At 60.1% G+C, this 24,733-nt stretch carries 26 protein-coding genes and 2 pseudogenes; 19 read left to right on the forward strand and 9 right to left on the reverse strand.

Going from position 1 to position 24,733, the window contains the following annotated elements:
- Nucleotides 1-93: 93 nt before the first annotated feature.
- From ACF6ZU_RS04035 to ACF6ZU_RS04075, 9 genes and pseudogenes are all read left to right on the forward strand, one after another.
- Nucleotides 94-1,884, forward strand: coding sequence for an acyclic terpene utilization AtuA family protein (locus ACF6ZU_RS04035; protein ID WP_392890633.1), 1,791 nt, complete (start codon nt 94-96; stop codon nt 1,882-1,884).
- A 12-nt stretch (nt 1,885-1,896) separates the two neighbouring features.
- Complete coding sequence (locus ACF6ZU_RS04040) at nt 1,897-2,766, forward strand: SDR family oxidoreductase (RefSeq protein WP_392890634.1); 870 nt, start codon at nt 1,897-1,899, stop codon at nt 2,764-2,766.
- A 3-nt stretch (nt 2,767-2,769) separates the two neighbouring features.
- Nucleotides 2,770-4,386: a geranyl-CoA carboxylase subunit beta gene (gene atuC, locus ACF6ZU_RS04045; protein ID WP_392890635.1), complete on the forward strand. Its 1,617-nt coding sequence runs from the start codon at nt 2,770-2,772 to the stop codon at nt 4,384-4,386.
- Between the two features lie 24 nt (nt 4,387-4,410).
- The gene (gene atuD / locus ACF6ZU_RS04050; RefSeq protein WP_392890636.1) at nt 4,411-5,568 is read left to right on the forward strand and encodes a citronellyl-CoA dehydrogenase; all 1,158 of its coding nucleotides are present in this window, start codon (nt 4,411-4,413) and stop codon (nt 5,566-5,568) included.
- Nucleotides 5,565-6,362 carry an enoyl-CoA hydratase/isomerase family protein gene (locus ACF6ZU_RS04055; RefSeq protein WP_392890637.1) on the forward strand — a complete coding sequence of 266 codons (798 nt, stop codon included), beginning with the start codon at nt 5,565-5,567 and terminating at the stop codon, nt 6,360-6,362. Before atuD ends, ACF6ZU_RS04055 begins: the two co-directional genes overlap by 4 nt.
- 110 nt (nt 6,363-6,472) lie before the next feature.
- A pseudogene (locus ACF6ZU_RS04060) lies at nt 6,473-7,940 on the forward strand (acetyl/propionyl/methylcrotonyl-CoA carboxylase subunit alpha); the annotation flags it as partial.
- A gap of 89 nt (nt 7,941-8,029) precedes the next feature.
- A pseudogene (locus tag ACF6ZU_RS04065) lies at nt 8,030-8,434 on the forward strand (acetyl-CoA carboxylase biotin carboxyl carrier protein subunit); the annotation flags it as partial.
- A 71-nt stretch (nt 8,435-8,505) separates the two neighbouring features.
- On the forward strand, nt 8,506-9,048 hold the full coding sequence (locus ACF6ZU_RS04070; protein ID WP_392890638.1) for an exonuclease domain-containing protein: 543 nt from the start codon (nt 8,506-8,508) through the stop codon (nt 9,046-9,048).
- Nucleotides 9,049-9,117: 69 nt separating this feature from the next.
- Nucleotides 9,118-9,402: a pyrimidine/purine nucleoside phosphorylase gene (locus ACF6ZU_RS04075; protein WP_007940055.1), complete on the forward strand. Its 285-nt coding sequence runs from the start codon at nt 9,118-9,120 to the stop codon at nt 9,400-9,402.
- A gap of 70 nt (nt 9,403-9,472) precedes the next feature.
- Here the strand turns inward: ACF6ZU_RS04075 and ACF6ZU_RS04080 are convergent, their stop codons facing one another.
- The gene (locus tag ACF6ZU_RS04080; RefSeq protein ID WP_392890639.1) at nt 9,473-10,279 is read right to left on the reverse strand and encodes an MOSC domain-containing protein; all 807 of its coding nucleotides are present in this window, start codon (nt 10,277-10,279) and stop codon (nt 9,473-9,475) included.
- 188 nt (nt 10,280-10,467) lie between these two features.
- A complete protein-coding gene (locus tag ACF6ZU_RS04085; protein ID WP_392890640.1) occupies nt 10,468-11,403 on the reverse strand; it encodes a chemotaxis protein CheV in 936 nt (311 codons plus the stop codon).
- Nucleotides 11,404-11,866: 463 nt separating this feature from the next.
- Between ACF6ZU_RS04085 and ACF6ZU_RS04090 the strand changes: the two genes are divergently transcribed.
- The 3 genes from ACF6ZU_RS04090 (at nt 11,867) to ACF6ZU_RS04100 (ending at nt 14,224) form a co-directional block, all read left to right on the forward strand.
- Nucleotides 11,867-12,334 (forward strand): hypothetical protein, encoded by a 468-nt coding sequence (locus ACF6ZU_RS04090; RefSeq protein ID WP_392890641.1) that lies wholly within the window; start codon nt 11,867-11,869, stop codon nt 12,332-12,334.
- 340 nt (nt 12,335-12,674) lie between these two features.
- Entirely contained in the window at nt 12,675-13,568 is an 894-nt protein-coding gene (locus ACF6ZU_RS04095; RefSeq protein ID WP_392893691.1) for a sensor histidine kinase, read from the forward strand.
- A complete protein-coding gene (locus ACF6ZU_RS04100; RefSeq protein WP_392890642.1) occupies nt 13,565-14,224 on the forward strand; it encodes a response regulator in 660 nt (219 codons plus the stop codon). Before ACF6ZU_RS04095 ends, ACF6ZU_RS04100 begins: the two co-directional genes overlap by 4 nt.
- Here the strand turns inward: ACF6ZU_RS04100 and yegS are convergent.
- Nucleotides 14,208-15,125, reverse strand: a complete 918-nt coding sequence (gene yegS / locus ACF6ZU_RS04105; RefSeq protein ID WP_392890643.1) for a lipid kinase YegS — start codon at nt 15,123-15,125, stop codon at nt 14,208-14,210. The genes ACF6ZU_RS04100 and yegS overlap by 17 nt on opposite strands.
- Before the next feature lie 213 nt (nt 15,126-15,338).
- On the opposite strand from yegS, the gene ACF6ZU_RS04110 reads away from it, so the two are divergent.
- Entirely contained in the window at nt 15,339-15,647 is a 309-nt protein-coding gene (locus ACF6ZU_RS04110) for a hypothetical protein (protein WP_392890644.1), read from the forward strand.
- Nucleotides 15,648-15,713: 66 nt separating this feature from the next.
- Here ACF6ZU_RS04110 and glp read toward each other — a convergent pair whose 3' ends face one another.
- Together glp and moaB are read right to left on the reverse strand one after the other, a co-directional pair.
- On the reverse strand, nt 15,714-16,940 hold the full coding sequence (glp, locus tag ACF6ZU_RS04115) for a gephyrin-like molybdotransferase Glp (protein WP_392890645.1): 1,227 nt from the start codon (nt 16,938-16,940) through the stop codon (nt 15,714-15,716).
- A complete protein-coding gene (gene moaB / locus ACF6ZU_RS04120; protein ID WP_392890646.1) occupies nt 16,924-17,463 on the reverse strand; it encodes a molybdenum cofactor biosynthesis protein B in 540 nt (179 codons plus the stop codon). The genes glp and moaB overlap by 17 nt, the downstream gene beginning before the upstream one ends.
- An 81-nt stretch (nt 17,464-17,544) precedes the next feature.
- Here moaB and mobA point away from each other — a divergent pair, with 81 nt between their 5' ends.
- The gene (gene mobA, locus ACF6ZU_RS04125; RefSeq protein WP_392890647.1) at nt 17,545-18,147 is read left to right on the forward strand and encodes a molybdenum cofactor guanylyltransferase MobA; all 603 of its coding nucleotides are present in this window, start codon (nt 17,545-17,547) and stop codon (nt 18,145-18,147) included.
- A gap of 78 nt (nt 18,148-18,225) precedes the next feature.
- Entirely contained in the window at nt 18,226-18,447 is a 222-nt protein-coding gene (locus tag ACF6ZU_RS04130) for a YgdI/YgdR family lipoprotein (RefSeq protein ID WP_017339994.1), read from the forward strand.
- Between the two features lie 70 nt (nt 18,448-18,517).
- Here ACF6ZU_RS04130 and ACF6ZU_RS04135 read toward each other — a convergent pair whose 3' ends face one another.
- The 3 genes from ACF6ZU_RS04135 to ACF6ZU_RS04145 form a co-directional block, all read right to left on the reverse strand.
- Nucleotides 18,518-19,408, reverse strand: a complete 891-nt coding sequence (locus tag ACF6ZU_RS04135) for a pseudouridine synthase (protein ID WP_392890648.1) — start codon at nt 19,406-19,408, stop codon at nt 18,518-18,520.
- 71 nt (nt 19,409-19,479) lie between these two features.
- On the reverse strand, nt 19,480-19,800 hold the full coding sequence (locus ACF6ZU_RS04140; RefSeq protein WP_392890649.1) for a transcriptional regulator: 321 nt from the start codon (nt 19,798-19,800) through the stop codon (nt 19,480-19,482).
- Between the two features lie 129 nt (nt 19,801-19,929).
- Nucleotides 19,930-20,166, reverse strand: a complete 237-nt coding sequence (locus tag ACF6ZU_RS04145; RefSeq protein WP_392890650.1) for a glutaredoxin family protein — start codon at nt 20,164-20,166, stop codon at nt 19,930-19,932.
- A 200-nt stretch (nt 20,167-20,366) separates the two neighbouring features.
- On the opposite strand from ACF6ZU_RS04145, the gene ACF6ZU_RS04150 reads away from it, so the two are divergent.
- Nucleotides 20,367-22,079, forward strand: coding sequence for a cation:proton antiporter (locus tag ACF6ZU_RS04150; RefSeq protein WP_392890651.1), 1,713 nt, complete (start codon nt 20,367-20,369; stop codon nt 22,077-22,079).
- A 1-nt stretch (nt 22,080) separates the two neighbouring features.
- Here ACF6ZU_RS04150 and ACF6ZU_RS04155 read toward each other — a convergent pair whose 3' ends face one another.
- Nucleotides 22,081-23,289: an ammonium transporter gene (locus ACF6ZU_RS04155; RefSeq protein WP_392890652.1), complete on the reverse strand. Its 1,209-nt coding sequence runs from the start codon at nt 23,287-23,289 to the stop codon at nt 22,081-22,083.
- A 303-nt stretch (nt 23,290-23,592) separates the two neighbouring features.
- Between ACF6ZU_RS04155 and ACF6ZU_RS04160 the strand changes: the two genes are divergently transcribed.
- Genes ACF6ZU_RS04160 through ACF6ZU_RS04170 form a run of 3 tightly spaced genes read left to right on the forward strand, consistent with a single transcriptional unit; the run spans nt 23,593 to nt 24,634 of the window.
- The gene (locus ACF6ZU_RS04160) at nt 23,593-23,907 is read left to right on the forward strand and encodes a YqjD family protein (protein ID WP_008030332.1); all 315 of its coding nucleotides are present in this window, start codon (nt 23,593-23,595) and stop codon (nt 23,905-23,907) included.
- A gap of 2 nt (nt 23,908-23,909) precedes the next feature.
- Complete coding sequence (locus ACF6ZU_RS04165) at nt 23,910-24,299, forward strand: phage holin family protein (RefSeq protein WP_392890653.1); 390 nt, start codon at nt 23,910-23,912, stop codon at nt 24,297-24,299.
- Complete coding sequence (locus ACF6ZU_RS04170; protein WP_392890654.1) at nt 24,296-24,634, forward strand: hypothetical protein; 339 nt, start codon at nt 24,296-24,298, stop codon at nt 24,632-24,634. Before ACF6ZU_RS04165 ends, ACF6ZU_RS04170 begins: the two co-directional genes overlap by 4 nt.
- Nucleotides 24,635-24,733 lie beyond the last annotated feature (99 nt).

The following is a 24,733-nucleotide window of genomic DNA, read 5'->3' on the forward strand; positions in this document are numbered from 1 at the left end:
CGCTCGGGCAGAAGATATTCGAGGCATTTACAAACCAAGCGCTTGCTTGGTAGTCTCGACGCACGTTTGTGGGAGGTGGCTATGGAAAAGGCAGTGCCTGAAACGATCCGCATCGGTTGCGCCAGCGCCTTCTGGGGCGACACCTCGACCGCCGCCGCGCAACTGGTGGAAGGCGGGCATCTGGACTATCTGGTGTTCGATTACCTGGCCGAGATCACCCTGTCGATCATGGCCGGCGCGCGAATGAAGGATCCGCAGGCCGGTTACGCCAGCGACTTCATCGAAGTCCTCACGCCCCTGCTGGGAACACTCGCCGAACAGAACATCCGCGTCATCAGCAATGCCGGCGGCGTCAATCCGCAAGCCTGCGCCGCGGCACTGCAGGCGGCCTGCGACAAGGCCGGGGTGGCGGTGAAAATCGCCGTGCTGCTGGGCGATGACTTGCAACCGCAGTTCAAACAGCTCGGCACCCTTGGCCTCCACGAAATGTTCAGCGGCGCGCCGTTGCCGTCGATGTGCGTGTCCACCAACGCCTACCTCGGTGCGCCGGGGATTGTCGAAGCCCTGCGCCTGGGGGCGGACATTGTCATCACCGGGCGTGTGGTCGACAGCGCCGTGGTCAGCGCTGCGCTGGTGCATGAATTCGGCTGGTCCTGGCACGATTACGACAAGCTCGCCCAAGCCGCCCTGGCCGGCCACATCATCGAATGCGGCGCCCAGTGTACCGGCGGCAACTTCACCGACTGGCGCGATGTTCCCGACTACGAGCACATCGGTTTCCCCATCGTCGAAGTCAGCGCCGACAGCCAGTTCATCGTCAGCAAACCGCCAGGTTCCGGCGGCCTGGTCACGCCGCTCACCGTCGGCGAACAAATGCTGTATGAAATCGGCAACCCGCAGGCCTATCTGCTGCCTGATGTAATTTGCGATTTCACCCAGGTCAAACTTCAGCAACAAGGCAAGAACGCGGTCCGGGTGCACGGCGCCAAAGGCCTGCCGCCCACCGATCAGTACAAGGTCAGTGCGACGTATCCGGACGGTTTCCGCTGCACCGCCAGTTGCCTGATCGCCGGGATCGATGCGGTGGCCAAGGCTCGCAGGGTCAGCGAAGCGATCATCAACAAAACCTCGGACATCTTCAGCCAGCGCGGCTGGGCTCCCTACAGCGAAGTGAACATCGAACTGCTCGGCAGCGAGGCGACATACGGCCCTCACGGCCAGCGCCAGGACAGCCGCGAGGTGGTGATCAAACTCGCCGTGCGCCATCCGAACAAGCAGGCATTGATCGTGTTCTCCCGGGAAATCGCCCAGGCCGCCACCGGCATGGCGCCAGGCCTGACCGGGATCGTCGGCGGGCGGCCGACGGTGTATCCGCTGATCCGCCTGTTCTCGTTCCTCATCGACAAAAACGCCTGCACGCTGGAGATTGATCTCAACGGTCAACGCCATCCGTGCGCCCTGCCCGCTCTCGATTCGCTCGCCACCGCCAACCTGCCCGTGCCGTTCGAGCCACCGAAACCCGCAGGCCGCGCCGACGCCAGCGTGGCGCTGATCAAACTGGCGGTCGCGCGTTCCGGCGACAAGGGCAATCACAGCAACATCGGCGTCATGGCCCGGGATCCGGAGTACCTGCCATGGATCGCCGAGGCCTTGACCCCGGAAGTGATCGTCGACTGGATGAGCCACGTGCTCGACCCGATTCACGGGCGCGTCGAACGCTGGTACCTGCCCGCCAGCCACAGCCTCAACTTTCTGCTGGAAAACGCCCTGGGCGGAGGCGGTGTGGCCAGCCTGCGGATCGATCCTCAAGGCAAGGCGTTCGCCCAACAACTGCTGGATATCCAGATTCCGGTGCCTCAGCGCATCGCCGACCAGGTCAACTAGAGGACTGCCGCCGTGGCCTACGATTCGATTTTCAAAGCCGATCTGTTTGCCGGCCAAAACATCATCGTCACTGGTGGCGGCAGCGGCATTGGACGCTGCACCGCCCATGAGCTGGCGGCCCTCGGTGCCCATGTGCTGTTGATCGGGCGCAAGGCCGACAAACTGAAAAGCGTCGCCGCCGAGATTGCCGAAGACGGCGGCAAGGCGGACTGGATGACCTGCGATATCCGCGAGGAAGAAGCGGTCAGGCATCTGGTCAGCGAACTGATCCGCCAATACGGGCCGATTCACGGGCTGGTCAACAATGCCGGTGGCCAATACCCGTCGCCGCTGGCCTCGATCAACCAGAAGGGTTTCGAAACCGTGATGCGCACCAACCTGGTGGGCGGTTTCCTGATGGCCCGGGAAGTGTTCAACCAGTCCATGAGCAAACACGGCGGTGCCATCGTCAACATGCTCGCTGACATGTGGGGCGGCATGCCCGGCATGGGCCACTCGGGCGCGGCGCGTTCGGGCATGGACAACCTGACCAAGACCGCCGCGTTCGAATGGGGTTACGCCGGCGTGCGGGTCAACGCGGTAGCGCCGGGCTGGATCGCGTCCAGCGGCATGGACACCTACGAAGGCGCGTTCAAAGCGGTGATCCCGACTTTGCGCGAACACGTGCCGCTCAAGCGCATCGGCACCGAATCGGAAGTCAGCGCGGCGATCGTGTTCCTGCTCAGTCCGGCGGCGGCGTTTGTCAGTGGCAGCACTTTGCGCATCGACGGTGCCGCCAGCCTTGGCGGGCGGGCGTGGCCGATTCACAAGGCTTCGAACAGTGAGTCGTACAACGGTTTCCACCGCGCCTACTTACCTGACGTGCTTAAGGACAAGGAATAAGCCATGCCGGTGATTCAGACGCAGATCGACCCGCTCAGCGAACAGTTCGCCCAAAATCGAGCCGCGATGCTCGCCGGGATCGAGCACGTCCGCCAGCTCGAACAGAACCTGCTGAACAAGGCCGCCGAAGCCAAGCCCAAATTCGACAAGCGCGGGCAACTGCTGCCCCGCGAACGCCTTAATTTGTTGCTTGACCCCGGCGCGCCGTTTCTCGAACTGGCGAGCCTGGCCGGCTATAAGTTGCATGACGACAAGGACGGCAGCTCGGCCGGCGGTGGCTTGATCGCCGGGATCGGCTACGTGTCCGGCGCCCGGGTCCTGGTGGTCGCCAACAACAGCGCCATCAAGGGCGGGACGATTTCCCCCAGTGGCTTGAAAAAGTCCCTGCGTCTGCAACAGATCGCGATGGAGAACAGGCTGCCGGTGATCACCCTCGCCGAGAGCGGCGGTGCGAACCTCAATTACGCAGCGGAGATTTTCGTCGAAGGCGCACGCAGCTTTGCCAACCAGGCGCGGATGTCGGCCATGGGGCTGCCGCAGATCACCGTGGTCCACGGCTCCGCCACAGCGGGCGGTGCGTATCAGCCCGGGCTGTCGGACTACGTGGTGGTGGTGCGCGGCAAGGCCAAACTGTTTCTCGCCGGCCCGCCCTTGCTCAAGGCGGCTACCGGCGAAATCGCCACCGACGAGGAACTGGGCGGTGCCGAGATGCATGCGCAAACCGCTGGCACCGCTGAATACCTCGCCGAAAACGATGCCGACGGCGTGCGTCAGGTGCGAGAAATTGTCCGCTTGCTGGCGTGGAATGATCAGCTGCCGTGGTTGCCCGAACGTCCGTGGGAAGCACCGCTCTACCCCATCGACGAGCTGCTCGGGCTGATTCCCGATGACCCGAAAAAACCCTACGACGTTCGGGAAATCATCGCGCGGATCGCCGACGGTTCGAACTTCCTCGAATTCAAGGGCGAGTTCGATCAGCAGACGGTCTGCGGCCATCTGCAGATCGAGGGCCGCGCCTGTGGTTTCATCGGCAACAACGGCCCGATCACGCCCAAAGGCGCGAGCAAGGCGGCGCAGTTCATTCAGCTCTGCGACCAGAGCCGCACGCCGCTGTTGTTCTTCCACAACACCACCGGCTTCATGGTCGGCACCGAATCGGAGCAGCAAGGCGTGATCAAGCACGGCGCCAAGATGATCCAGGCGGTGGCCAACGCCCGGGTGCCGAAACTGACGATCGTCGTCGGTGGCTCCTATGGCGCCGGCAACTACGCGATGTGCGGTCGCGGCCTCGATCCGCGCTTCATCTTTGCCTGGCCCAACAGCCGCACGGCGGTGATGGGTGGCGCGCAGGCCGGCAAGGTGCTGCGAATCGTCACCGAGGCCAAGCAACTCAAGGACGGCTTGGTGCCCGACCCGAAAATGCTCGACATGCTGGAGCAGGTCACCGCGCAGAAACTCGACAGCCAGTCCACCGCGCTGTATGGCAGCGCCAATCTGTGGGACGACGGCTTGATCGACCCTCGCGACACCCGGACCTTGCTCGGTTACTTGCTCGACATCTGTCATGAAGCGGACATGCGGCCGCTGCAAACCAACAGTTTTGGCGTAGCCCGGTTCTGAACCGGCCAGAGGAGAACAATAAAAATGATCTTCACCCAGGAACACGAAGCACTGCGCCGCACCGTTCGCCAGTTCGTCGATCACGAGATCAACCCGCACATCGACGAGTGGGAAAAGGCCGGACGTTTTCCGATCCACGATATCTTCCGCAAGGCCGGTGAACTCGGTTTGCTGGGGATCTCCAAACCGGAAAAATTCGGCGGCATGGGGCTCGACTACAGCTACTCGATTGTCGCCGCCGAAGAGTTCGGCACCATTCACTGCGGCGGGATCCCGATGTCCATCGGCGTGCAGACCGACATGTGCACGCCGGCCCTGGCGCGATTCGGTTCCGATGAGCTGCGTGAAGAATTCCTGCGCCCCGCCATCACCGGCGAACAGGTCGGTTGCATCGGCGTCTCCGAAGTCGGTGCCGGGTCCGACGTGGCCGGGTTGAAAACCACCGCGCGCAAGGACGGCGACGACTACGTGATCAACGGCAGCAAAATGTGGATCACCAACTCACCGAGCGCCGACTTCATCTGCCTGCTGGCCAACACGTCGGACGACAAACCGCACATCAACAAGTCGCTGATCATGGTGCCGATGAACAGCCCCGGTATCAGCCTCAGCTCACACCTGGACAAGCTCGGCATGCGCAGCTCGGAAACCGCCCAGGTGTTTTTCGACAACGTGCGCGTGCCGCAACGCAATCGCATCGGGCATGAGGGCGCGGGGTTCATGATGCAGATGCTGCAGTTCCAGGAGGAACGCCTGTTCGGCGCGGCGAACATGATCAAGGGCCTGGAATACTGCATCGACAGCACCATCGAGTACTGCAAGGAGCGCAAAACCTTCGGCAGTGCGCTGATCGACAATCAGGTCATCCACTTCCGCCTGGCCGAACTGCAAACCGAAATCGAATGCCTGCGGGCCTTGGTTTATCAGGCTACCGAGCAATACATCAAAGGCCAGGATGTCACGCGCCTGGCATCGATGGCCAAACTCAAGGCCGGGCGACTGGGCCGCGAGGTCAGCGACAGTTGCCTGCAATATTGGGGCGGCATGGGTTTCATGTGGGACAACCCGGTGGCCCGTGCCTACCGCGATGTGCGGCTGGTTTCGATCGGCGGCGGTGCCGACGAAATCATGCTGGGGATCATCTGCAAACTCATGGGCATCCTGCCGGGGAAAAAGAAATGAACAGCCTGCCGGTTTGCCAGACGCTGTTGCTCGAACCGCATAACGGCGTGCTGCACATCACCCTCAACCGCCCGGAAAGCCGCAATGCGATGAGCCTGCAGATGGTCGCGGAGTTACGCTCCGTGCTGGCGGCGGTGGGTGATGACCGTGGCATCCGTGCCCTGGTCATCGGCGGTGCCGGCGGGCATTTCTGCGCCGGTGGCGACATCAAGGACATGGCCAGTGCCCGTGCTCAAGGCGCAAACGCCTATCGCGACTTGAACCGCGCGTTCGGCGCGTTGCTGCAGGAAGTGCAGCACGCGCCGCAAGTGGTGATCACGGTGCTGCAAGGCGCGGTGCTCGGCGGTGGTTTTGGGCTGGCGTGCGTCAGCGATGTCGCCCTGGCGGATCACCAGGCGCAGTTCGGCCTGCCGGAAACCAGCCTCGGCCTGTTGCCGGCACAGATCGCGCCGTTTGTGGTTCAGCGCATCGGCTTGACCCAGGCTCGGCGGCTGGCCCTGACCGCGGCACGGTTCGACGGCACACAGGCGCGGCGTATGGGGCTGGTGCATTTTGTCGAGCATGATGCACAAGCGCTGGCCGAACGTCTGGATGAAATTCTGGCTCACGTGCTGTGCTGTGCGCCGGGGGCGAATGCGATGACCAAAAAACTGTTGCTGGCCAGCGCGGGGCAACCTGCGGACGCGTTGCTGGATGAAGCGGCCGAGTGGTTCAGCGAAGCGGTGACCGGGGCTGAAGGCGTCGAAGGCACGATGGCCTTTGTGCAAAAACGCAAACCGGGGTGGGCGCCATAAAAAAATCGCCAGCAAGCTGGCTCCTACACGGTCTGATGAACAACCTGTAGGAGCCGGCTTGCCGGCGATGAGGCCATCACCTTCACCGCAAACACCAAGGGAATAACCCAATGCCCGCCCTGAAAAAAATCCTGATCGCCAATCGTGGTGAAATCGCCTGCCGCATCCAGCGCACGGCTCAAGCCCTGGGCTACCGCACCGTCGCCATCTTCAGCGACGCCGATGCCGATGCCCTGCATGTCCAGATCGCCGACGAAGCCGTCAACATCGGCCCGGCCCCGGTGCAGCAGTCTTACCTGAACATCCCGGCGATTCTCGATGCAGCCCGCCGCACCAACGCTGACGCCATTCACCCCGGCTACGGCTTTCTCTCGGAAAACGCCGAATTCGCCCGCGCCTGCCAACACGCCGGCATCACCTTCATCGGGCCCAGCCCGGACGCCATCGAGTTGATGGGCAGCAAACGCCTGTCGAAACTCGCCATGCTCGACGCCGGTGTGCCGTGCATCAGCGGCTATCAGGGCGCCGAACAAGACGACGCAACCCTGAGCCGCGAAGCCGAGCGCATCGGCTTTCCGCTGATGATCAAGGCCAGCGCCGGCGGTGGCGGACGCGGCATGCGTCTGGTGCACGATGCCGCCAACCTGCTGGCACAGATTCGCACCGCGCGCTCCGAAGCGATGAATGGGTTTGGCAGCGATGAGTTGATCCTCGAACAAGCGCTGATCGATCCGCGTCACGTCGAGGTTCAGCTGTTCGGCGACCAGCAGGGCAACCTGATCTACCTCGGCGAGCGTGACTGTTCGATCCAGCGTCGCCACCAGAAAGTCATCGAGGAAGCGCCCTGCCCGGTCATGACCGCCGAACTGCGCCAAGCCATGGGCGAAGCGACGCTGAAGGCGGGTCGCGCAGTGAATTACGTCGGCGCCGGCACCGTTGAATTTCTGCTGGATGCGCGCGGGCAGTTCTACTTTCTGGAAATGAACACCCGGTTGCAGGTGGAACACCCGGTGACAGAACTGATCACGGGCCTGGATCTGGTGGCCTGGCAGCTGCACGTCGCCGAAGGCCTGCCGTTGCCGCTGCGCCAGGAACAGGTGCAACTCAACGGCCACGCCATGGAGGTGCGGCTGTATGCCGAAGACCCGAGCCAGGGCTTTCTGCCACAAACCGGGCGCATTACCACTTGGGAACCGGCCTTGCAGAGCGGCGTGCGCATCGACCATGGCTTGATCGAAGGCCAGCAGGTCAGCCCGTTCTACGATCCGATGCTGGGCAAGATCATTGCGCATGGCGCCACCCGTGAAGAAGCCCGCCGCAAGTTGCTGCGGGCCGTGCAGGACAGCGTGCTGCTGGGCCTGCCGAGCAATCAGCGTTTGCTCGCCGGCCTGCTGGAACATCCGCAGTTCATCAGCGGTGAGTTCAGCACCGGGTTTATTCCGACCCATTTCGCCGATCATCCTTGCCTGCATCCCCACGAACCCAAGATCGAGGAACTGGCGATTGCGGCGGCGCTGTTCTATTACGCGTCCGCCCAGGTTCACTCCACCGCACTGGCCGGTTGGCGCAACAACGCCAGTGTGCCGCTGCATTACCGCATCGGCGTGGAAGATCGGGATTGGCCGGTGCAATTGGACGCGGTGCCGGGCGAACCGTACCGGATTCATGTTGCCGGACAGGCCCTCGAACTGAGCGTTATCCAGTGCGACGGGCGCTGGGCCACCCTGGACATCAACGGCATCCGCCAGCGTCACGCCTACCGTCTGGCGGCTGGGCAACTCTCGCTGTTTACCCGCCCCGGCAGCCTGCGTCTGGAGGATCGTACGCAAGCGCAGATCAGTGGGCTGGCCAGCGTCAGCTCCGGCACCCTCAAGGCACCGATGGACGGCGCGATCGTCGACGTGCTGGTCGCTGAAGGCAGCCCGGTCAGCAAAGGGCAGCTGCTGGTGGTGCTGGAGGCCATGAAAATGGAGCATCCGCTGAAATCGGGCATCGATGGCGTGCTCAAGCGGCTGCAGGTCCGGGTCGGTGATCAGGTAAAAAATCGTCAGATTTTGTTGGAGGTCGAATAACCCGCTAGGCGGATGCGCCGGGTTTGGCTACGCTCAAGCGCTATCAGGATGCGGATACCAGGAACCCTGCAATGCCTCACTGGCTGGTCATAGATCTGGAAGCCACCACCGACGAAGGCGGTTGGCCGGTCACGGAAATGGAAATCATCGAAATCGGCGCCACCCTGGTCGACCGCCAGGGACGCGAGCAGGATCATTTCCAGCGTTTCGTACGCCCGTTGCGTCGCCCCCTGCTCACGCCGTTTTGCCGGGAACTGACTCACATCACCCAGGCCAACATCGACAGCGCACAACCGCTGACCGACGTCTGGCCGGCCTTCGAGCGCTGGCTCGGCCAGCACCATTCCCGACTGGAAGGCTGGGCGAGTTGGGGCGATTACGACCGCAAGCAACTGATTCAGGAATGGGAGCGTCTGCAACTCGACAGCCAGCTGAGCCGCGTGCCGCACATGAACCTCAAGCAGCGCTTCGCCAAGGCCCGACGCCTGGAACGTCCGCTGGGGCTCAACGGCGCGCTGCAACTGGCGGGCATGCAGTTCAGTGGCCAGCAGCACCGGGCGCTGGAGGATGCGCGCAATACAGCGCGTCTGTTGCCGCTGATTCTGCCCCTCTAGAGAGGTGACGTCGCCCGGAGCCTTGTGCATACTGGCCGGCCCTTTTTAGCCCTTTTCGAGGAATCGCCCATGTTTAAAGTCAACGAGTACTTCGACGGCACCGTCAAGTCGATCGCCTTTGGCACCGCTGAAGGTCCCGCGACCATCGGCGTCATGGCTCCGGGCGAATACGAATTCGGCACCAGCCAGCGTGAAATCATGCACGTGGTTTCCGGCGCCCTGACCGTCAAGCTGCCGGACAGCTCCGACTGGGAAACCTTCGCCGCCGGCAGCCAGTTCAACGTGCCAGCCAACAGCAAATTCCAGCTGAAAGTGGCCGTCGACACCGCTTACCTGTGCGAATACCGCGGCTAACCCCCCGGGTTTCACAGCGCAAAAAAAATGCCCGTGTCCTTGGACACGGGCATTTTTCATTCAGGGTCGCTTACTCCAGGACCGTGACCGGCATGCCCACTTCGAGCTGGCCATTGCCATCGTTGACCAGATTCTGGCCAAACATCGCGCCGTCTTCCTGGGCCCGGTATTTCTGTAGGGTCGCCAGCGGCTCACGATCATCACTGCGCACGCCGGTTTGCGGGTCGATGGTGGTCAGGATGCAACGCGAACACGGCTTGACCACACGAAACTCGACATCGCCGATGCGGATACGCTTCCAGCCATCTTCGGCATAGGCCTCACTGCCCTCGATCACCAGATTCGGCCGGAAGCGCAGCATTTCCAGCGAACGCCCGACCTTGCGCGACAAGTCTTCCAGAGACGCCTGCCCGATCAGCAACAACGGGAAACCATCGGCAAAAGCCACCTGATCGTCGTCCTTGCCGTAACCGGCCTGAGTGGTGCGCGCGCGATCCAGCGGCACTTGCACGAGGCGCGTTGGCTTGCCGATGAATTCACTGACCCAGGCCGCGGCCTCGTTACTCGCATCGGGGACACGCAAGGTGTCGCGCCAGATGGTCACACCGCGCAGTTCAGCGTCGCTGGCGGGCAAGGCAATATCGATCGGCGAGTGGCCGGGAGCGCTGAGGGTCAAGCCACCGCGGGCGTTCCATAACGCCGACAACTGGCTCATCTGTGCGACCGCACGCTGGGTCAGGAAACGCCCGCTGGCCTCGTCCACCAGCATCCAGCGTCGATCACCGTCCAACCCCAGTTTGTCGAGGCTGACCTGCTGCAGGGACTCGCCCTTGCCGGATTTCAACGGAAAACGATAAAGCGCGCTCAGACGCAGCATGGCCAGCTCCCTGGTGGGCAAAAAACGTCACCCTATACGAGCTTGATCGCCGAATCAAAGGCCAACATGCCTACCTGTAGGAGCGAGCCTGCTCGCGATGGTCGTTAACGATGACGCACACTCTCCGACTAGACGCGGCGCATTCAAGACCATCGCGAGCAGGCTCGCTCCTACAGGTAACCCGTGAATCAGGCTGGCACTTCGTCGAGCATCAGGCGCTGGCGCACCACGTCGACCAGTTTGTCCGGCTGGAACTTGGAGAGGAAGTTGTCGCAGCCGACCTTCTTGACCATCGAATCGTTGAAACTACCCGACAGCGACGTGTGCAGCACCACGTAGAGGCCGCGCAGGCGTGGGTCGTTGCGGATCTCGGTGGTCAGGCGGTAGCCGTCCATTTCCGGCATTTCCGCGTCGGTGAAGACCATCAACAGCTTGTCGGTCATGTTGACGCCAGTGTCGGCCCAGTTCTTGAGCATGTTTAGTGCTTTCAGGCCATCACTGGCAATGTGCATTTTCACGCCCAACTGCCCGAGGGTGTCGCGCAGTTGCGAGAGCGCTACGTTGGAGTCGTCCACCAGCAGCACTTCGCGGCCACGGGCGCGCTCCAGGACCGGGTCGTCGAGTTTCTCGCGAGACACCTTGGCGTTGTACGGGACGATTTCCGCCAGGACTTTCTCGACGTCAATGATTTCCACCAGTTGATCGTCGACCTTACTGATGGCCGTCAGGTAATGCTGGCGGCCGGCGCTGGTCGGCGGTGGCAGGATGGCTTCCCAGTTCATGTTGACGATACGGTCCACGCCGCCGACCAGGAAGGCCTGCACCGAACGGTTGTACTCGGTGACGATGATCGTGCTGGTCGGGCTTGGCACCAGCGGGCGCATGCCGATGGCTTGGGACAGGTCAATGACCGGCAATGTCTGGCCACGCAGATTGACGACGCCGCAAACAAACGGGTGACGCTGCGGCATCAGGGTCAGCTTCGGCAGCTGCAAGACTTCCTGAACCTTGAAAACGTTGATCGCGAACAATTGCCGGCCAGCCAGCCGGAACATGAGAATTTCCAGGCGATTCTCACCCACCAGTTGCGTGCGTTGGTCTACCGTGTCGAGAATGCCGGCCATCAATGACTCCTGGGCTTGTTCTGATGAATTCACTAAAGAAGGTTATCGGCTGTTTTGGCCGGACCTTGACCCCCATACAAAATGCCACGCGCAGGCATTGATGTCACATTAACATCATGCTTTACTGCGCCCGTCGATTCATCAGCTTCAAATCCCTGCCGCGCGACAACAGTTCGCACGCAAGGTTCCCGCGCGTAAGGGAATCCCCTAGTAACAATCAGGCCCAACCTGATATTCGCAATATCTAATAGCCATTAATGTGACGCCATTCTCATTGCATGAACGGAGTCAGGCTTTTGTGTGCGATCGCAGGTCAGTGGCCATCCACCCTCTCGAGTTTCCCTGCCTGCCTCCGGGCCGGACGAAGCGCGATCTCACAACGGCACTGCAACGCCAGAGCACTGATCGTCCTCGCCGACACACACGACATTCCCTCATTTGACATGACGTTGTGGAGATAATCATGCCGAACCGTAAAGAGTGGATTCAGCGACTCCCGGAGTTTCTCGTCGAGGCTGAAACGCTCCTGGCCAAATCGGAGGAGTGTCTGAGTCATTTGCAATTGATCAGCAATGACAAGGATGCCATCGACTGCATGATGGGCACTCTCCTCAAACTGGCCAGCAGGGCCGATGCCCTCGCCCTCGTCGCCGTTTCGGAGTTTTCCCTGCACATTCATGGCCTGCTGAACCAAGCCCAGAATCATGTGGACCTGCACGATCAGGCGCTGAGTGCACTCAAGGACTGCTTCACATTAATGGCGTGGCAACTCGAACTGATTGATCAGAACACTGGCCAACTCAGCCTGGACGACAGCGAACAGACATCGCTGATCGAGGCTTTTGCCTTTCAGGTCGGGCAAAGCCAGTTTCAGCCGCAGGCTAATTCCAAACCGTTTACGCTCGTTACCTATTCGGAACGCCAGGCTTAATTTTCTGATAACTATGTGATGATTAGTATTCTTATTGTCATGATGCCCCTCTACTAACTAGAGCACGCTCATGTCGCAATTGAATATTTCATATCTGTCGACGACAGTTCGATACAAATAACCCCCTCCTGACGGCACACTTTTTCCATTGTGGAACTAACGTCCAAACCTTTATTTCCTGACTGTATGGACATATATACCAAACGCGACCAACGGTATCTTAAGTGGTATTATGCCGACCATTAGTTGACGTCAATTAATGGCAGAGTGACTCAGACATAGACCCGTCAGTCAATATGACCGGTCTGCCCGCAGCGAACATCCATTGGCTCCATCCGCTATGTACGCCAGCCTCAAGTCAATTACCACGTGGCCACCCTCCCGAGAAAACGCACGCCGGTTCACACTGTTGCTGTGTACCTGCTCGGCGCTTGGCAGCCTGGCGATTTATAGCCTGTCCACTCATCTGCCACTTGGCCTGTTGCTGCTTAATATGGCAGTGCTGGCATGTGTCTGGGTGCAGCATTACCTGTCGCGCAAGTCCATAAAATTCGAACCTCAAGAACTGGCCGACCGGTTATTGAAGGTCCAGGAAAACGAACGCCATCGACTCAGCCGGGAATTGCATGACGACATTGGCCAATTGCTCACCGCAGCAAAACTTCAAAGTGAATGGCTCAAACGCCGAATGCCCGACGACCTGCAAGAACAATGTTCCGTGCTCTGCGACACGCTGGAAGAAACCCTGACCAAGGTCCGTGACGTATCGGCCATTCTCAACCCCAGGCAGTTGACGAGCCTAGGGCTGGAAGCCAGTCTGCGGGCGCATTTGCTCAAGACCCTCGGCAATACGCCGGTGCACTGGAGCCTGGAATGCCATTCACGACTGACCGGCATACCGGAAGAAATGGCCGTGGCCGCGTTCCGAATCACCCAGGAAGCAGTGACCAATATATTGCGTCACGCCGAAGCGAAAAATCTGTTGGTTCGCCTGCAACGCCAACCTCTAGGCCTGGTACTGTCGATCAGTGACGATGGCCAGGGTTTTGCGCCGGCGATCGACCCGGGTCGCGAGGGACAACGTGGCATGGCCGGGATGTCAGAACGGATCGACCAGTTGGGTGGCACCTTGCGCGTGACCAGCGAGCCCGGAAAAGGCACTCAAATCGAAGCTCTCTTCCCGTGGGCGCCCCGCGCGCTGGAACGGGCCAGTACGAAAAAGGTTATGCATTGACTTGTAACTTACTTCTGGTGGATGACCACTCGCTGATCAGGGCTGGCGTGCGCGCCCTGGTGCTGGATATTCCCGGCTACGCGGTAATCGGTGAAGCCAACGACGGCTCACAGTTGCTCGAGATGGTCGAGCGGCTGTCCCCGGATATCGTGCTGCTGGATATTTCCATGAAAGAAACCGGTGGCCTTGAAGCCTTGCAGCGACTCAAACGAGTCCGTCCGCAAAGCAAGGTACTGATTCTGTCGATGCACACCGACCCGGCATTGATCATGCAGGCACTGGAATCCGGCGCGCATGGCTACCTGCTCAAGGACACCACAGGGACCGAACTCGAACATGCCCTGGATGCCCTGCGCAATAACGAGCGCTACCTGAGCCCGGCCATCGCCCATACCGTCATCAACCAGGCGCTGACCCGAAACCAGAAACACCAGCCGGACCCCGCCGATTCGCACAACCTGACGGCGCGCCAGCTGGAAATCCTTCGGTTGATCGTTCGCGGGAAATCCACCCGGGAAATCGCCAACGGCCTGGGTCTGAGCATCAAGACGGTTGAGACCCATCGCTCACAAATCATGAAACGCTTGCAGATCTACGATGTGGCGGGCCTGGTACTGTTCGCCGTTCGCGAGCAAATCATCAGCCTGGACGATTGATCGCCGCAGGAACGCTCAGCAGCGGCGAGTTCTCGGGCAGATGCACCCGCAGTGCGGCCGGACGCGCCGAGAAGCGCAAGCTGTCACCTTCAAGCGGCTCGCCATCGAGGTTGATGTAAAGACCTTCCGAGACCTTGATCTCGACCCATGGCAAGCGTGCGCGCACAAACATGCTGTCGATACCGAAGCCATCGGCGAGCAGACTTTTCAATGTGCCGACCACTTCCTGCGGCGCAGGCAGAATGCTGATATCCAGCAGGCCGTCATCCGCCAGGGCCTGCGGACACAGCACATGACCGCCACCGGCCTGGCGTCCATTACCGATCCCCAGCGCCAGGAGCTCGCCACTCCACTGAAAATCCGGACCATGCAGCTCGCCATAGGCTGAATGCAACTCGCTGAAGCGCGATAAGCCGGTGAACAGATACGCCGCGCCACCGAGTACTTTTTTCAGGTCCTCCGAAGTATTCGCCGTGACCTGGCTGCCAAAGCCACCCGTGGCCATATTCAGGAACACCTGACCGCCCACTTCCCCCAGATCAATGGCCCGCGGTTCTGCATCAAGAAGATCCAGGGCTTGAGCAGGCTCCAGAGGGACACCGGCCGCGCGGGCAAAATCGTTGGCCGTTCCCAATGGCATCAACGCCAGACTGGCCTGATTCGAGTGCCCGGCCATTGCCTCCGCAATATCGCGTAATGTCCCGTCGCCACCACCGGCGATGACCTTCGTATAACCGGCGGCCAGCGCCTCTTCCACTAATCGCTGCGCATCACCGGCCTCCCAGGTCAGGCGAACAGCCAACTCCCAACCTTGCGCACGCTTGTCCTGGACCGCCGCCCGAACTTCCTCGTTGAGCGCCTGCTTGCCATGCAGAATCAACAGCGCCTTGCGTTCATCCATTACGGTCACTCCCCTGATTGAATTGCGTATGGGAAATGTGACCCCGTTGTGCCCCATAAAAGTCGCAAAAAAGTGAATTATTTCAAGTCGAACGCTAACGAGGTCCTACAAGGCGGGATTTTTTCTTACAAAACGTGAGGAATCGGCTCAATTGACCCAGGAAAGCGATTGGTACAAGTTGGTGGTTACGAGCATTCATTACAGGGACGTACCATGCAAAGCCATGACACCAGGTTGCCGGCCCCTCCGGTCACACCGCTCGCAGAGAGACGGGCCAGTTATCAAACCGAACGACACAACAGCGCAAAACCCACTGGAGAAGTCGATATGGAACCTCGCGTCGTTGAACTCGAAACCCACCTCAAATACATCCGCAGGGACATGGAAGAGGTCCGGGGCGACGTCAAATCCATCAAGCACCGGCTCGCCTACGCGGCGGGTGGAACAGCCGTGGTCATCGGGCTTTTGGGGTGGATCGCCAACAGCCGTTTCGATCAGCTTGTGGCACTTCTTGCTCAATAAGTGGCGGCGATAAACACAAAACCCGGTCTGAACAACCGGGTTAGCGTGATCGTTGTGTGACAGAGATCAGCCCAACACTTCGCTTAGTGGAATGAACCCTACGCTGTCTCCCTCCACCAGTGTGCGATCTTCCCGTACTTCGACCAAACCATCAGCCCACGCAGCACTGCGCAATACACCCGAGCTCTGGTTCTTGTAGATGATTGCCCGGCCGTTCTCCAGACGCCCTCGCAAGTACTCACGCCGGTTGCCTGCCTTGGACCAGACAAACCCTGCCGGCACCTGGATTTTCAAAGGTTCAACCTCTTGCACGCCTTGGCGACGCAAGAGATAGGGTTGCGCCAACAAGGCAAAGGTCACCAGGGTCGACGCCGGATTGCCGGGCAGCCCGATCACCGGAACCCCGCGGAATTGTCCAACCGTCAGCGGCTTGCCTGGTTTGATCGCGAGTTTCCACAATGTGAGCTCGCCCTCTTCCCGCAAAGCGATGCCCAGAAAGTCGGCCTCGCCTACCGAGACACCGCCGGTCGACAATATCAGGTCGACATCTTTTAACGCTCCGAGGCGTTCGCGCGTCGTAACAAGGTTATCGGGAAGAATACCGGAGTCGATCACTTCACAACCCAGGCGCTGCAACCAGCTGCAAAGCAAGACCCGATTGCTGTTGTAGATCTGGCCTGGCCCCAGTGCCTGACCTGGCTCAACCAGCTCATCACCCGTGGACAGGACCGCAACGCGAACCTTCCGAATCACCTCCAGTTCAGCGCATCCCAGCGAAGCAGCCAGTCCTTGTTCAATCGGCCCAAGGCGCGTTCCGGCAGCCAGTATCAGTTCACCGACCGTGGTTTCCTGGCCTTGTGGACGAATGTTTTGTCCTGGTGTCAGCGCTTCGATGAAACGGACTCGCTCATCGGCCAGCACTTCGGCGTTTTCCTGCATCTCGACGCAGTCGGCACCTGCGGGAACAGGCGCACCGGTGAAGATTCGCGCGCAGGTACCGGGCTTCAAGGGCTCCGGAGCATTGCCGGCAAAAATCTTCTGGCTGACCACCAACGGCTCGCCCGTCCAATCTGCTGTACACAAGGCGTAACCGTCCATGGCACTGTTCGGCCATGGCGGTAGATCAAGCGTCGAAACCAGGTCCTCGGCCAGCACGCGGCCCTGAACCTGCGCCAACGGCAAGCGCTCTCGCTCGACAATCGAGGAGGCTTCGGCCATTTCCAGCAGGCGCGCCAGTGCTACCTCGACAGCCATCAAGCTGCCAGCCTTGCCTGGCTTACCCACGGGATTCACAAGGTTCCGCCTGTTTCAGATGAGGAACGAAATTGCACGGCCGGTGCCGGGAATCCAGTTGTTCGGCAAGAATGCCGTCCCAGCCGGTGCGCACGGCGTTGGTCGAACCTGGCAGGCAGCAGACCAGCGTGCCGTTTGCCAGACCGGCGAGAGCGCGAGACTGGACCGTTGAGGTGCCAATATCCGCCACCGATATCTGGCGGAACAGCTCGCCAAAACCATCGACCTGCTTGTCCAGCAGGCAGCTCACCGCTTCGGGCGTACTGTCGCGTCCCGTGAAGCCTGTGCCCCCGGTGATCAGTACGACCTGCACGACATCATCGGCAATCCAGTTGGCAACTTGCGCACGAATTTTGTACAGGTCATCTTTAAGCAGAACCCGGGCGGCCAGGTTGTGGCCGGCAGCGCTCAAGCGGTCGACGAAGACCTGACCTGAGGTGTCGGTTTCCAGGGTACGGGTGTCGCTGACAGTCAGCACCGCGATGTTGAGCGGCGCGAAAGGTACATCAGCCTTGGCTTTCATAGGCTCGTCCAGTTGTAGGAGAAACAGCCCGGTGTTATATCACAGCGCCTCTTTATTTTGCCGCCTCCATGGAGACCCGCCATGACCTCGCCTACACAGTTGCCTTCCTGCTCGATTCTGCTTTTAGCGGGCGGGCGCGGCCAGCGCATGGGCGGTCAGGACAAAGGGTTGGTCGAGTGGCACGGTGAGCCACTGATTGCACACCTTCATCGCAAGACCCGCGCGCTGAGCGATGACCTGATTATCTCTTGCAACAGAAACCTGGAAAAGTACGCGCCTTACGCCGACCGGTTGGTCCATGACGATGAAGGTGACTTTCCGGGGCCTCTGGCCGGTATTCGTGCAGGACTGAACGTCGCTCGCCATCACTATCTGATGGTGTTGCCGTGTGACGTTCCCCGCATCGATGCCGCGCTGCTCGACAGCATGCGCGAAACCGCCAGCCAGCATCCCGAAAAGCCTTTGATGCTGCGTCATGGCGATCATTGGGAACCCCTGCTCTGCGTGATCCCGGTGACTCTACGCGAAGCATTTGAAAACGCCTGGCATGAAGGCGAACGCAGCCCGGGTCGCCTCATGCGCAGACTGGGCGCTACTGCCCTGCAGGTCCCGGACAGCGACCCTCGCCTGGCCAACCTCAATACTCCGGAACTCTTGAGCACCCACAAGACCGTGTCAGATTGACACTAGCCAAGGAACTTGCGCGCGTTGTATACGTCTCACGCTCAGTAACCAAAAGAATTCCTATTCGGAGACACACTCATGACTCAACGGACCCTCGCCACTTTCATGCTCGCACTGGGCCTCGCGACCCTCGCCGGTTGCGCATCCCCTACTGTGATCACCTTGAATGACGGTCGCGAAATCCAGGCCGTCGACACACCAAAATACGACGACGAAGCTGGTTTCTACGAGTTCGAACAGCTGGACGGCAAGCAAACCCGCGTCAACAAGGATCAGGTTCGTACCGTTAAAGAGTTGTAATACTTGCGGCGACACCAGATACAGAAAAGCCCGCTTTAAAGCGGGCTTTTTCGTGGCTGGAAAACAACCGTTACCATTGCAGGGTGATGGCGCTTTCAAAGTCTCTTTGTTCGCCGGTGACCGGATCCACGAACCGCAGCCCTTGGGCGAGAAGTTTCAAAGGATTGGCATAGTCGTCTTCAACATCCTTGAGCACGTTCGGGTAGAACGGGTCATTGCAGATGCTGGCACCCAAGGCCGTCATGTGCACACGCAACTGATGCTTCTTGCCCGTCACCGGGTACAGACCATAGCGCCAGAGATCACCGTTTTTCTCCCGGACCTCGACAGCCGTTTCGGTATTGGCAACGCCCGGCCCTTCCTGCATGCGGAAAAAAGGCTCGCCATCGATGAGCCGACTCTTGTGGACCAAAGGAAAGACCTGTTCAGGTATTGCCCCGGCGATGGCCTCGTAGCGTTTCTCGATCTGCCGCGTAGGAAACAGTGACTGATAGGCGGAACGGCTCTGAGGATTGGCTGAAAACAGCACCAGGCCCGCCGTATGCCGGTCAATTCGATGCAAAGGCACAAGGTGCGGGTTATCCAGGCGACGAATCAAACGCCGCAACAGTGTCTGTTCTACGTACTCGCCCGCCGGTGTCACCGGCAGAAAATGCGGCTTGTCAGCCACCACCAGATGCTCGTCGGCGTACAGGATCGACTCAATGACGGGGATCGGTTTTTCGTCCGGAACTTCCCGGAAATAGTGAATCCGCAGACCTTCCTTGTAGGCGAGATCAAGGGCGATCGGCACGCCATGGCCGTCAAGTACGCGTCCCCGGGCAATCCGATCCAGCCATTGCTCGCGGTCGATGGCGCTGAAGTGCTCACACAAACAATCGAGTACGGTCTGCCACGGCCCAGGTGGCAAGTAAAGCGTGCTGGCCTGGTTGTGCGCAGCGGAAAAAGTTGAAGTGGACATACGAACGCTCTGACCCTCAATACAGGTCGGTATTATCCAGCAGAGGCCGGATCGAACCTAGAAGAGAATCCTCAGGCCGGGATCGACCGCTCCCGTGCCGCCGCTTCGGTAAATTCCTTGAGCCAGCGCAACACCTCGACCGCTTCCCAGCGTCCCGGATCATAAAGCGCGTACAACAACCCCTGATAACCCACGACATCCAGCTGCCGGTGATAACCCGCGCGCTGGAAGAGCGCTTCGATCTCTGCAAAGCAGGTGTTGAAATGCAACTTGTTGAACGGAGTCTTCCCTTCCGTGACCAGGCCATCCAGACGCAATTCGGCAACGGCGTCACGCACCACGTCCACCGACATCCGGTTCACGCTGCTCTTCAATTGTTCGACATTGACCAAGATTCATCCCTCTGACGTCCGGTATCGGCAACCCGATTAACTGTATGAACATACAGTAACCGAAGAACCGGCATTTCGCCAATCGCTGTAAAAAGTCAGCGACAGATGGAAATCAGGAAACGGGAGGGGTCAACGCAGGAACGCCACCACCTGTTCGGCATCGAACGGCCAATTGAGTTCGGCGCCGGTGTCGCGACGGCGCAATACCGGGATGCGCAAACTGTAGGCCTCGAACCAGGACTCGTCCTCGGCAATATCCACCAGTTCGACCAGCAGGCCATGCTCGACGAATTCCATCAGCATGGCTTCAGCCACTTCACAAAGATGGCACCCAAGAGTACCGAACAGCTGACATTCAGGAGGCATGAGCAGAGGATCCGGCAAAGTAGGCGTTCATTCTAGGCCCGTGATCAGAAGCAGTCGAGCCGATGACCCGAGCCTGCGAATTTCAAATGATTTCCGCAAACTCCTGACTCAAATCATCCGGACTGAAAGCCAATTACGCGATCCTCTCGGCCTTTTTGCCTCTACGCTGGAGTAGCCAGCCTCTGTCACCGGAGTTTTTAGTGTTTGCCAACCTGCTGATCATTCTCGCCTCCTCCCTGGTGGTCATTGCATTGTTCCAGCGCCTGCGCCTGCCACCGGTGCTGGGTTATCTGTGCGTGGGGCTGATGATTGGGCCGACGGCATTCGACTGGATCAATGACAGTGAAGAGTTGCCCGACCTCGCCGAACTCGGGGTGGTGTTCCTGCTGTTTTCCCTCGGGCTTGAGTTCTCCCTGTCGAAAATGATCGCGTTGCGCAAAGTGGTGTTCAGGCTGGGCAGCCAGCAAGTACTGGCGACCGCGATTCTGCTGGGAAGCTTGCTGATGCTGATGGGCCTGTCGGCGCCCCCTGCGCTGCTGCTCGGCGCCGGCCTGTCACTGTCCTCCACGGCGATTGTCAGCAAAGAGCTGGGCAGTCTCGGCGAGATTTTCAGCAGCCACGGCCAGAACGCCATCGCTGTCTTGTTGTTCCAGGATGTCGTGGCCGTGTTGCTACTGACCCTGGTGCCGGTTTTCGCCGGCAGCAGCGCTCAAGCCTGGTACTGGGCGCTCCCTGTCACGCTGGGAAAGACCGTTGTGCTGTTCGTCGGCCTGTTAATGGCCAGTCGCTGGTTGCTGCCTCGACTTTTCCATGAAGTGGCGGCGGCCCGTTCCGCCGAACTGTTTGTCCTGCTGGCGCTGGTGATTGTCTTGCTGACGGCCTGGCTGACTCACCTGCTCGGACTCTCCCCTGCCCTCGGCGCCTTTCTCGCCGGCATGCTGCTTGGGGAAAGCCACTACCGTCATCAGATCGAAGCCGACATCCGCCCGTTCCGCGACATTTTGCTCGGCGTATTCTTCGTCAGCATTGGCATGCTCATCGACTTGCAGTTGTTCGTCAGCCACAGCTTGCTGATCCTCGGCCTGACCCTGGGTTTGCTGGTGATCAAGGGGTGTGTGGTCGCGCTACTGGTCAAATGGCGCGGCAGTGATGTTGAAACGGCCTGGCGCAGCGGCCTGGCACTGGCCCAGGGGGGCGAGTTCTGCTTTGCGCTGATGGCCCTGATGCAACAGAACAAAATGATGCCGGCGGATCTCGGCGGGCTGCTGCTGGCGGCAACGTTCTGCTCGATGGTGCTGACGCCGTTGTTGCTGCGCGTGGCTCCCCGCCTTGCCACGCGTCTGCATCGCAAGCCAAACGAAGAAGCCAAACTCGAGGAAATAAGCACGCTTAACGCCGGTTTGCACAGCCATGTGGTGATCTGTGGTTACGGTCGGGTCGGTCAGTCGATCGGGCGAGCGCTACGCAATGCGCTGCAGCCCTATATCGCGCTGGACACCGATCCGGTGCGTGTCCAGGAAGCCGCCGTGGGTGAAACCTGCGTGCACTATGGTGACTCCCGGCGCGGTGATCTGCTGCTGGCGGTCGGGCTGGCGCGCGCCAGGCTACTGGTGATTGCCGTGGACCAGGCCGATATCGCGTTGCTGATTCTCAAGGAGGCGCGCCGATTGAATTCGACCGTTCCAATCCTGGTACGCACCCGCGACGACAGCCAACTGGCCGAATTGAAGGCCGCCGGCGCCAGCGAAGTCGTGCCCGAATTACTCGAGTCGAGCCTGATGCTCGCCTCCCACGCATTGATCATGCTGGGCTTACCCGCGCATCAGGTCCAGGAGCGGGCCGACCAGATAAGGCGGGACCGCTATCGCCTGCTGCACGGTTTTTATCCCGGTGCCGACGATGAAGAGAACTGATTCAATCCTGGCTCACGGCGCCGATCTTGTGCACGGACAAGTCCGCGCCGTAATACTCTTCTTCCTGACTCAGGCGCAGACCATGGAGCGCCTTGATCACGCCATACACCGCAAAGCCCCCGAGCAGCGCTACGACGACGCCCAGTGTGGTGCCGATCAACTGACTGATCAGACTCACCCCGCCCAGGCCGCCCAATGCACTCTGGCCAAAGATGCCGCAGGCGATTCCGCCCCAGACACCGCACAAGCCATGCAATGGCCAGACACCCAGCACGTCGTCGATGCGCCATTTGCCTTGGGCCGCGGTAAAACACCAGACAAACAGTGCCCCGGCGATGGCGCCTGTCACCAGCGCTCCCACCGGGTGCATCAGATCGGAACCGGCGCAAATCGCCACCAGCCCGGCCAGCGGGCCGTTGTGCAGGAAACCCGGGTCATTGCGCCCAACGATCAACGCCGCCACGGTGCCACCGACCATGGCCATCAGCGAATTCACCGCCACCAGCCCGCTGACACCCTGCAAGGTTTGCGCGCTCATCACGTTGAAGCCGAACCAGCCAACAATCAGGATCCACGACCCCAGCGCCAGGAATGGAATGCTCGAAGGCGCGAATGCCACCAGCTTTCCGTCGCGATAGCGACCTTGCCGTGGCCCGAGCAACAACACCGCGGCCAAGGCGAGCCAGCCGCCCATGGCGTGGACGACCACCGAACCGGCGAAATCATGGAAAGCGGCACCAAAGCGCTCCAGCAACCAGGCTTGCAGGCCATAGTTACCGTTCCAGATCATGCCCTCGAAAAACGGGTAGATGAACGCCACAATCAACGCCGTCGCACACAGCTGTGGCACGAACCGCGCACGCTCGGCGATGCCGCCGGAAATGATCGCGGGTATCGCCGCCGCGAACGTCAGCAGAAAGAAGAACTTCACCAGGCCATAACCATGATCGGCATTGATCACGGACGCCGGTTGCAGGAAGGTCACCCCATAGGAAATCCAGTAGCCTATAAAGAAGTAAGCCAGGGTCGAAATGGCGAAGTCGCTGAGGATCTTCGACAAGGCGTTGACCTGGTTCTTCTGCCTGACCGTACCGACTTCGAGGAAGGCGAAACCGGCGTGCATGGCCAAAACCATCACGGCGCCGATCAGGATGAACAATGTATTGGAGCTATGGACCAGACTGTCCACAGCGCTTTGCAGATTTTCCATGGAGTTGGCAGACCTGTAGGCTAAAAAGCACCAAAGCAGTTCGCGCAGACATTTCATGCACCAAGTTGTATCCATCCGGGATCAACCAGAAATCAGGATGAACCGCTTTGGCGCACAAGACCGAAACCGCTGCGCGAGTTTTCGTTATTCGGGATAAGGTTTTGCTCGTTTCACGCCCGGTAACGGCGCAATACCGCGTGCCGACGCACCACGACACAGCAAAAGTTGTACCAGACATTTGTACTGAACCTTCGCCCAAGGCTCATACTCGAACGCAACAGAAGCCACTTACGGAGATCACCAATGGCCAGCATCAAGGCAAAGACTGCTCAAGAAATCCTGATGAACGATTTTCAGACACTGGTCAGCGACACCGAGCGGTTGCTGGAACACACCGCCACGCTGGCTGGCGATCAGGCTGACGAGTTGCGCGAGCAGATCCACGACAGCCTGCTGCGTGCCCGCGAAACCTTGAAACTGACCGAAGATTCCCTGCGCGAACGCGGCAAAGCCGCTGTCACGGCCACCGAGGACTACGTGCAGGCCAACCCATGGCAGTCGGTTGGAATCGCGGCCGGCGTGGGTTTCCTGATCGGTCTGCTGGCAACCCGGCGCTGATTATGGCGATCGGTGAACCAGACCCGTCCGCAACGGGCTCAAGCTCTTCAACGCGGCGCCTGGGTGCCGCATTCCTGGGACTTCTGCACAGCCATGTCGAACTGTTCGGCATCGAATTGCAGGAACAGAAAGCCCGCACCGTCAGCCTGCTGCTGTTCGCCGGGCTGGCGCTGGTGTTCGCCTTGCTGTTGCTGGTGGGGTTGTCGACGCTGGTCATGATTCTGTTTTGGGACACCTATCGCCTGCCCGCCATCATCGGGCTCTGCGTGTTCTATGTCCTTGCCTGTATCTTCTGTGGGGTGCGTTTGCGAGCGGCGATCTTCGATGAATCTTCGCCCTTCCACGGCACCCTGGAAGAACTGGCCAACGATCGGGAGCGCCTGTTGCCATGAACCTGCCTGAACTGCCTCACAACAGCTCGCGCACGGAAATGCGCAAGGCGCTGATTCGCCTGCGCATGGAAATGCATCGCCAGGAAATTCGCCACGAATCCGCACAATTGCTGCAACCCCTGCAGCGGGTGCGCGGGATGACGCAAAGCCTGCAAGGCGGTTTCGGCATCAAGCATGCCCCGCTCTGGGGCGTCGCGGCGGTGACCCTGCTGGGCTTTTTGACCGGCAAGGGCGCCAAGAGCGGCGGCGCAAGCAGCCTGACGCGACTGATTCGCCTGGGCACCACACTGGGGCCCTTGATCAAATTGGTCCTGGGTTCCTCGCCCAAACACTGAAGCCACTATCTGGCTGCATTCTTGCAACATCTCCGGGATGAACCTCTTTATCGAGAGGTTCAAACCTGCGTGCCTACCCGATCACCAGGTTTTATCCAA

It is taken from the genome of Pseudomonas migulae (assembly GCF_043225285.1).
GTDB classification, from domain to species: domain Bacteria; phylum Pseudomonadota; class Gammaproteobacteria; order Pseudomonadales; family Pseudomonadaceae; genus Aquipseudomonas; species Aquipseudomonas migulae_C.

Excerpts from the sequence above, each read along its gene's own strand:
- atuC (WP_392890635.1), top strand. The coding sequence starts at position 2,770 with ATGCCGGTGATTCAGACGCAGATCGACCCGCTCAGCGAACAGTTCGCC.
- atuD (WP_392890636.1), top strand. The coding sequence starts at position 4,411 with ATGATCTTCACCCAGGAACACGAAGCACTGCGCCGCACCGTTCGCCAG.
- ACF6ZU_RS04055 (WP_392890637.1), top strand. The coding sequence starts at position 5,565 with ATGAACAGCCTGCCGGTTTGCCAGACGCTGTTGCTCGAACCGCATAAC.
- ACF6ZU_RS04070 (WP_392890638.1), top strand. The coding sequence starts at position 8,506 with ATGCCTCACTGGCTGGTCATAGATCTGGAAGCCACCACCGACGAAGGC.
- ACF6ZU_RS04075 (WP_007940055.1), top strand. The coding sequence starts at position 9,118 with ATGTTTAAAGTCAACGAGTACTTCGACGGCACCGTCAAGTCGATCGCC.
- ACF6ZU_RS04080 (WP_392890639.1), bottom strand. The coding sequence starts at position 10,279 with ATGCTGCGTCTGAGCGCGCTTTATCGTTTTCCGTTGAAATCCGGCAAG.
- ACF6ZU_RS04085 (WP_392890640.1), bottom strand. The coding sequence starts at position 11,403 with ATGGCCGGCATTCTCGACACGGTAGACCAACGCACGCAACTGGTGGGT.
- ACF6ZU_RS04090 (WP_392890641.1), top strand. The coding sequence starts at position 11,867 with ATGCCGAACCGTAAAGAGTGGATTCAGCGACTCCCGGAGTTTCTCGTC.
- ACF6ZU_RS04095 (WP_392893691.1), top strand. The coding sequence starts at position 12,675 with ATGTACGCCAGCCTCAAGTCAATTACCACGTGGCCACCCTCCCGAGAA.
- yegS (WP_392890643.1), bottom strand. The coding sequence starts at position 15,125 with ATGGATGAACGCAAGGCGCTGTTGATTCTGCATGGCAAGCAGGCGCTC.
- ACF6ZU_RS04110 (WP_392890644.1), top strand. The coding sequence starts at position 15,339 with ATGCAAAGCCATGACACCAGGTTGCCGGCCCCTCCGGTCACACCGCTC.
- moaB (WP_392890646.1), bottom strand. The coding sequence starts at position 17,463 with ATGAAAGCCAAGGCTGATGTACCTTTCGCGCCGCTCAACATCGCGGTG.
- mobA (WP_392890647.1), top strand. The coding sequence starts at position 17,545 with ATGACCTCGCCTACACAGTTGCCTTCCTGCTCGATTCTGCTTTTAGCG.
- ACF6ZU_RS04130 (WP_017339994.1), top strand. The coding sequence starts at position 18,226 with ATGACTCAACGGACCCTCGCCACTTTCATGCTCGCACTGGGCCTCGCG.
- ACF6ZU_RS04135 (WP_392890648.1), bottom strand. The coding sequence starts at position 19,408 with ATGTCCACTTCAACTTTTTCCGCTGCGCACAACCAGGCCAGCACGCTT.
- ACF6ZU_RS04145 (WP_392890650.1), bottom strand. The coding sequence starts at position 20,166 with ATGCCTCCTGAATGTCAGCTGTTCGGTACTCTTGGGTGCCATCTTTGT.
- ACF6ZU_RS04155 (WP_392890652.1), bottom strand. The coding sequence starts at position 23,289 with ATGGAAAATCTGCAAAGCGCTGTGGACAGTCTGGTCCATAGCTCCAAT.
- ACF6ZU_RS04160 (WP_008030332.1), top strand. The coding sequence starts at position 23,593 with ATGGCCAGCATCAAGGCAAAGACTGCTCAAGAAATCCTGATGAACGAT.
- ACF6ZU_RS04165 (WP_392890653.1), top strand. The coding sequence starts at position 23,910 with ATGGCGATCGGTGAACCAGACCCGTCCGCAACGGGCTCAAGCTCTTCA.
- ACF6ZU_RS04170 (WP_392890654.1), top strand. The coding sequence starts at position 24,296 with ATGAACCTGCCTGAACTGCCTCACAACAGCTCGCGCACGGAAATGCGC.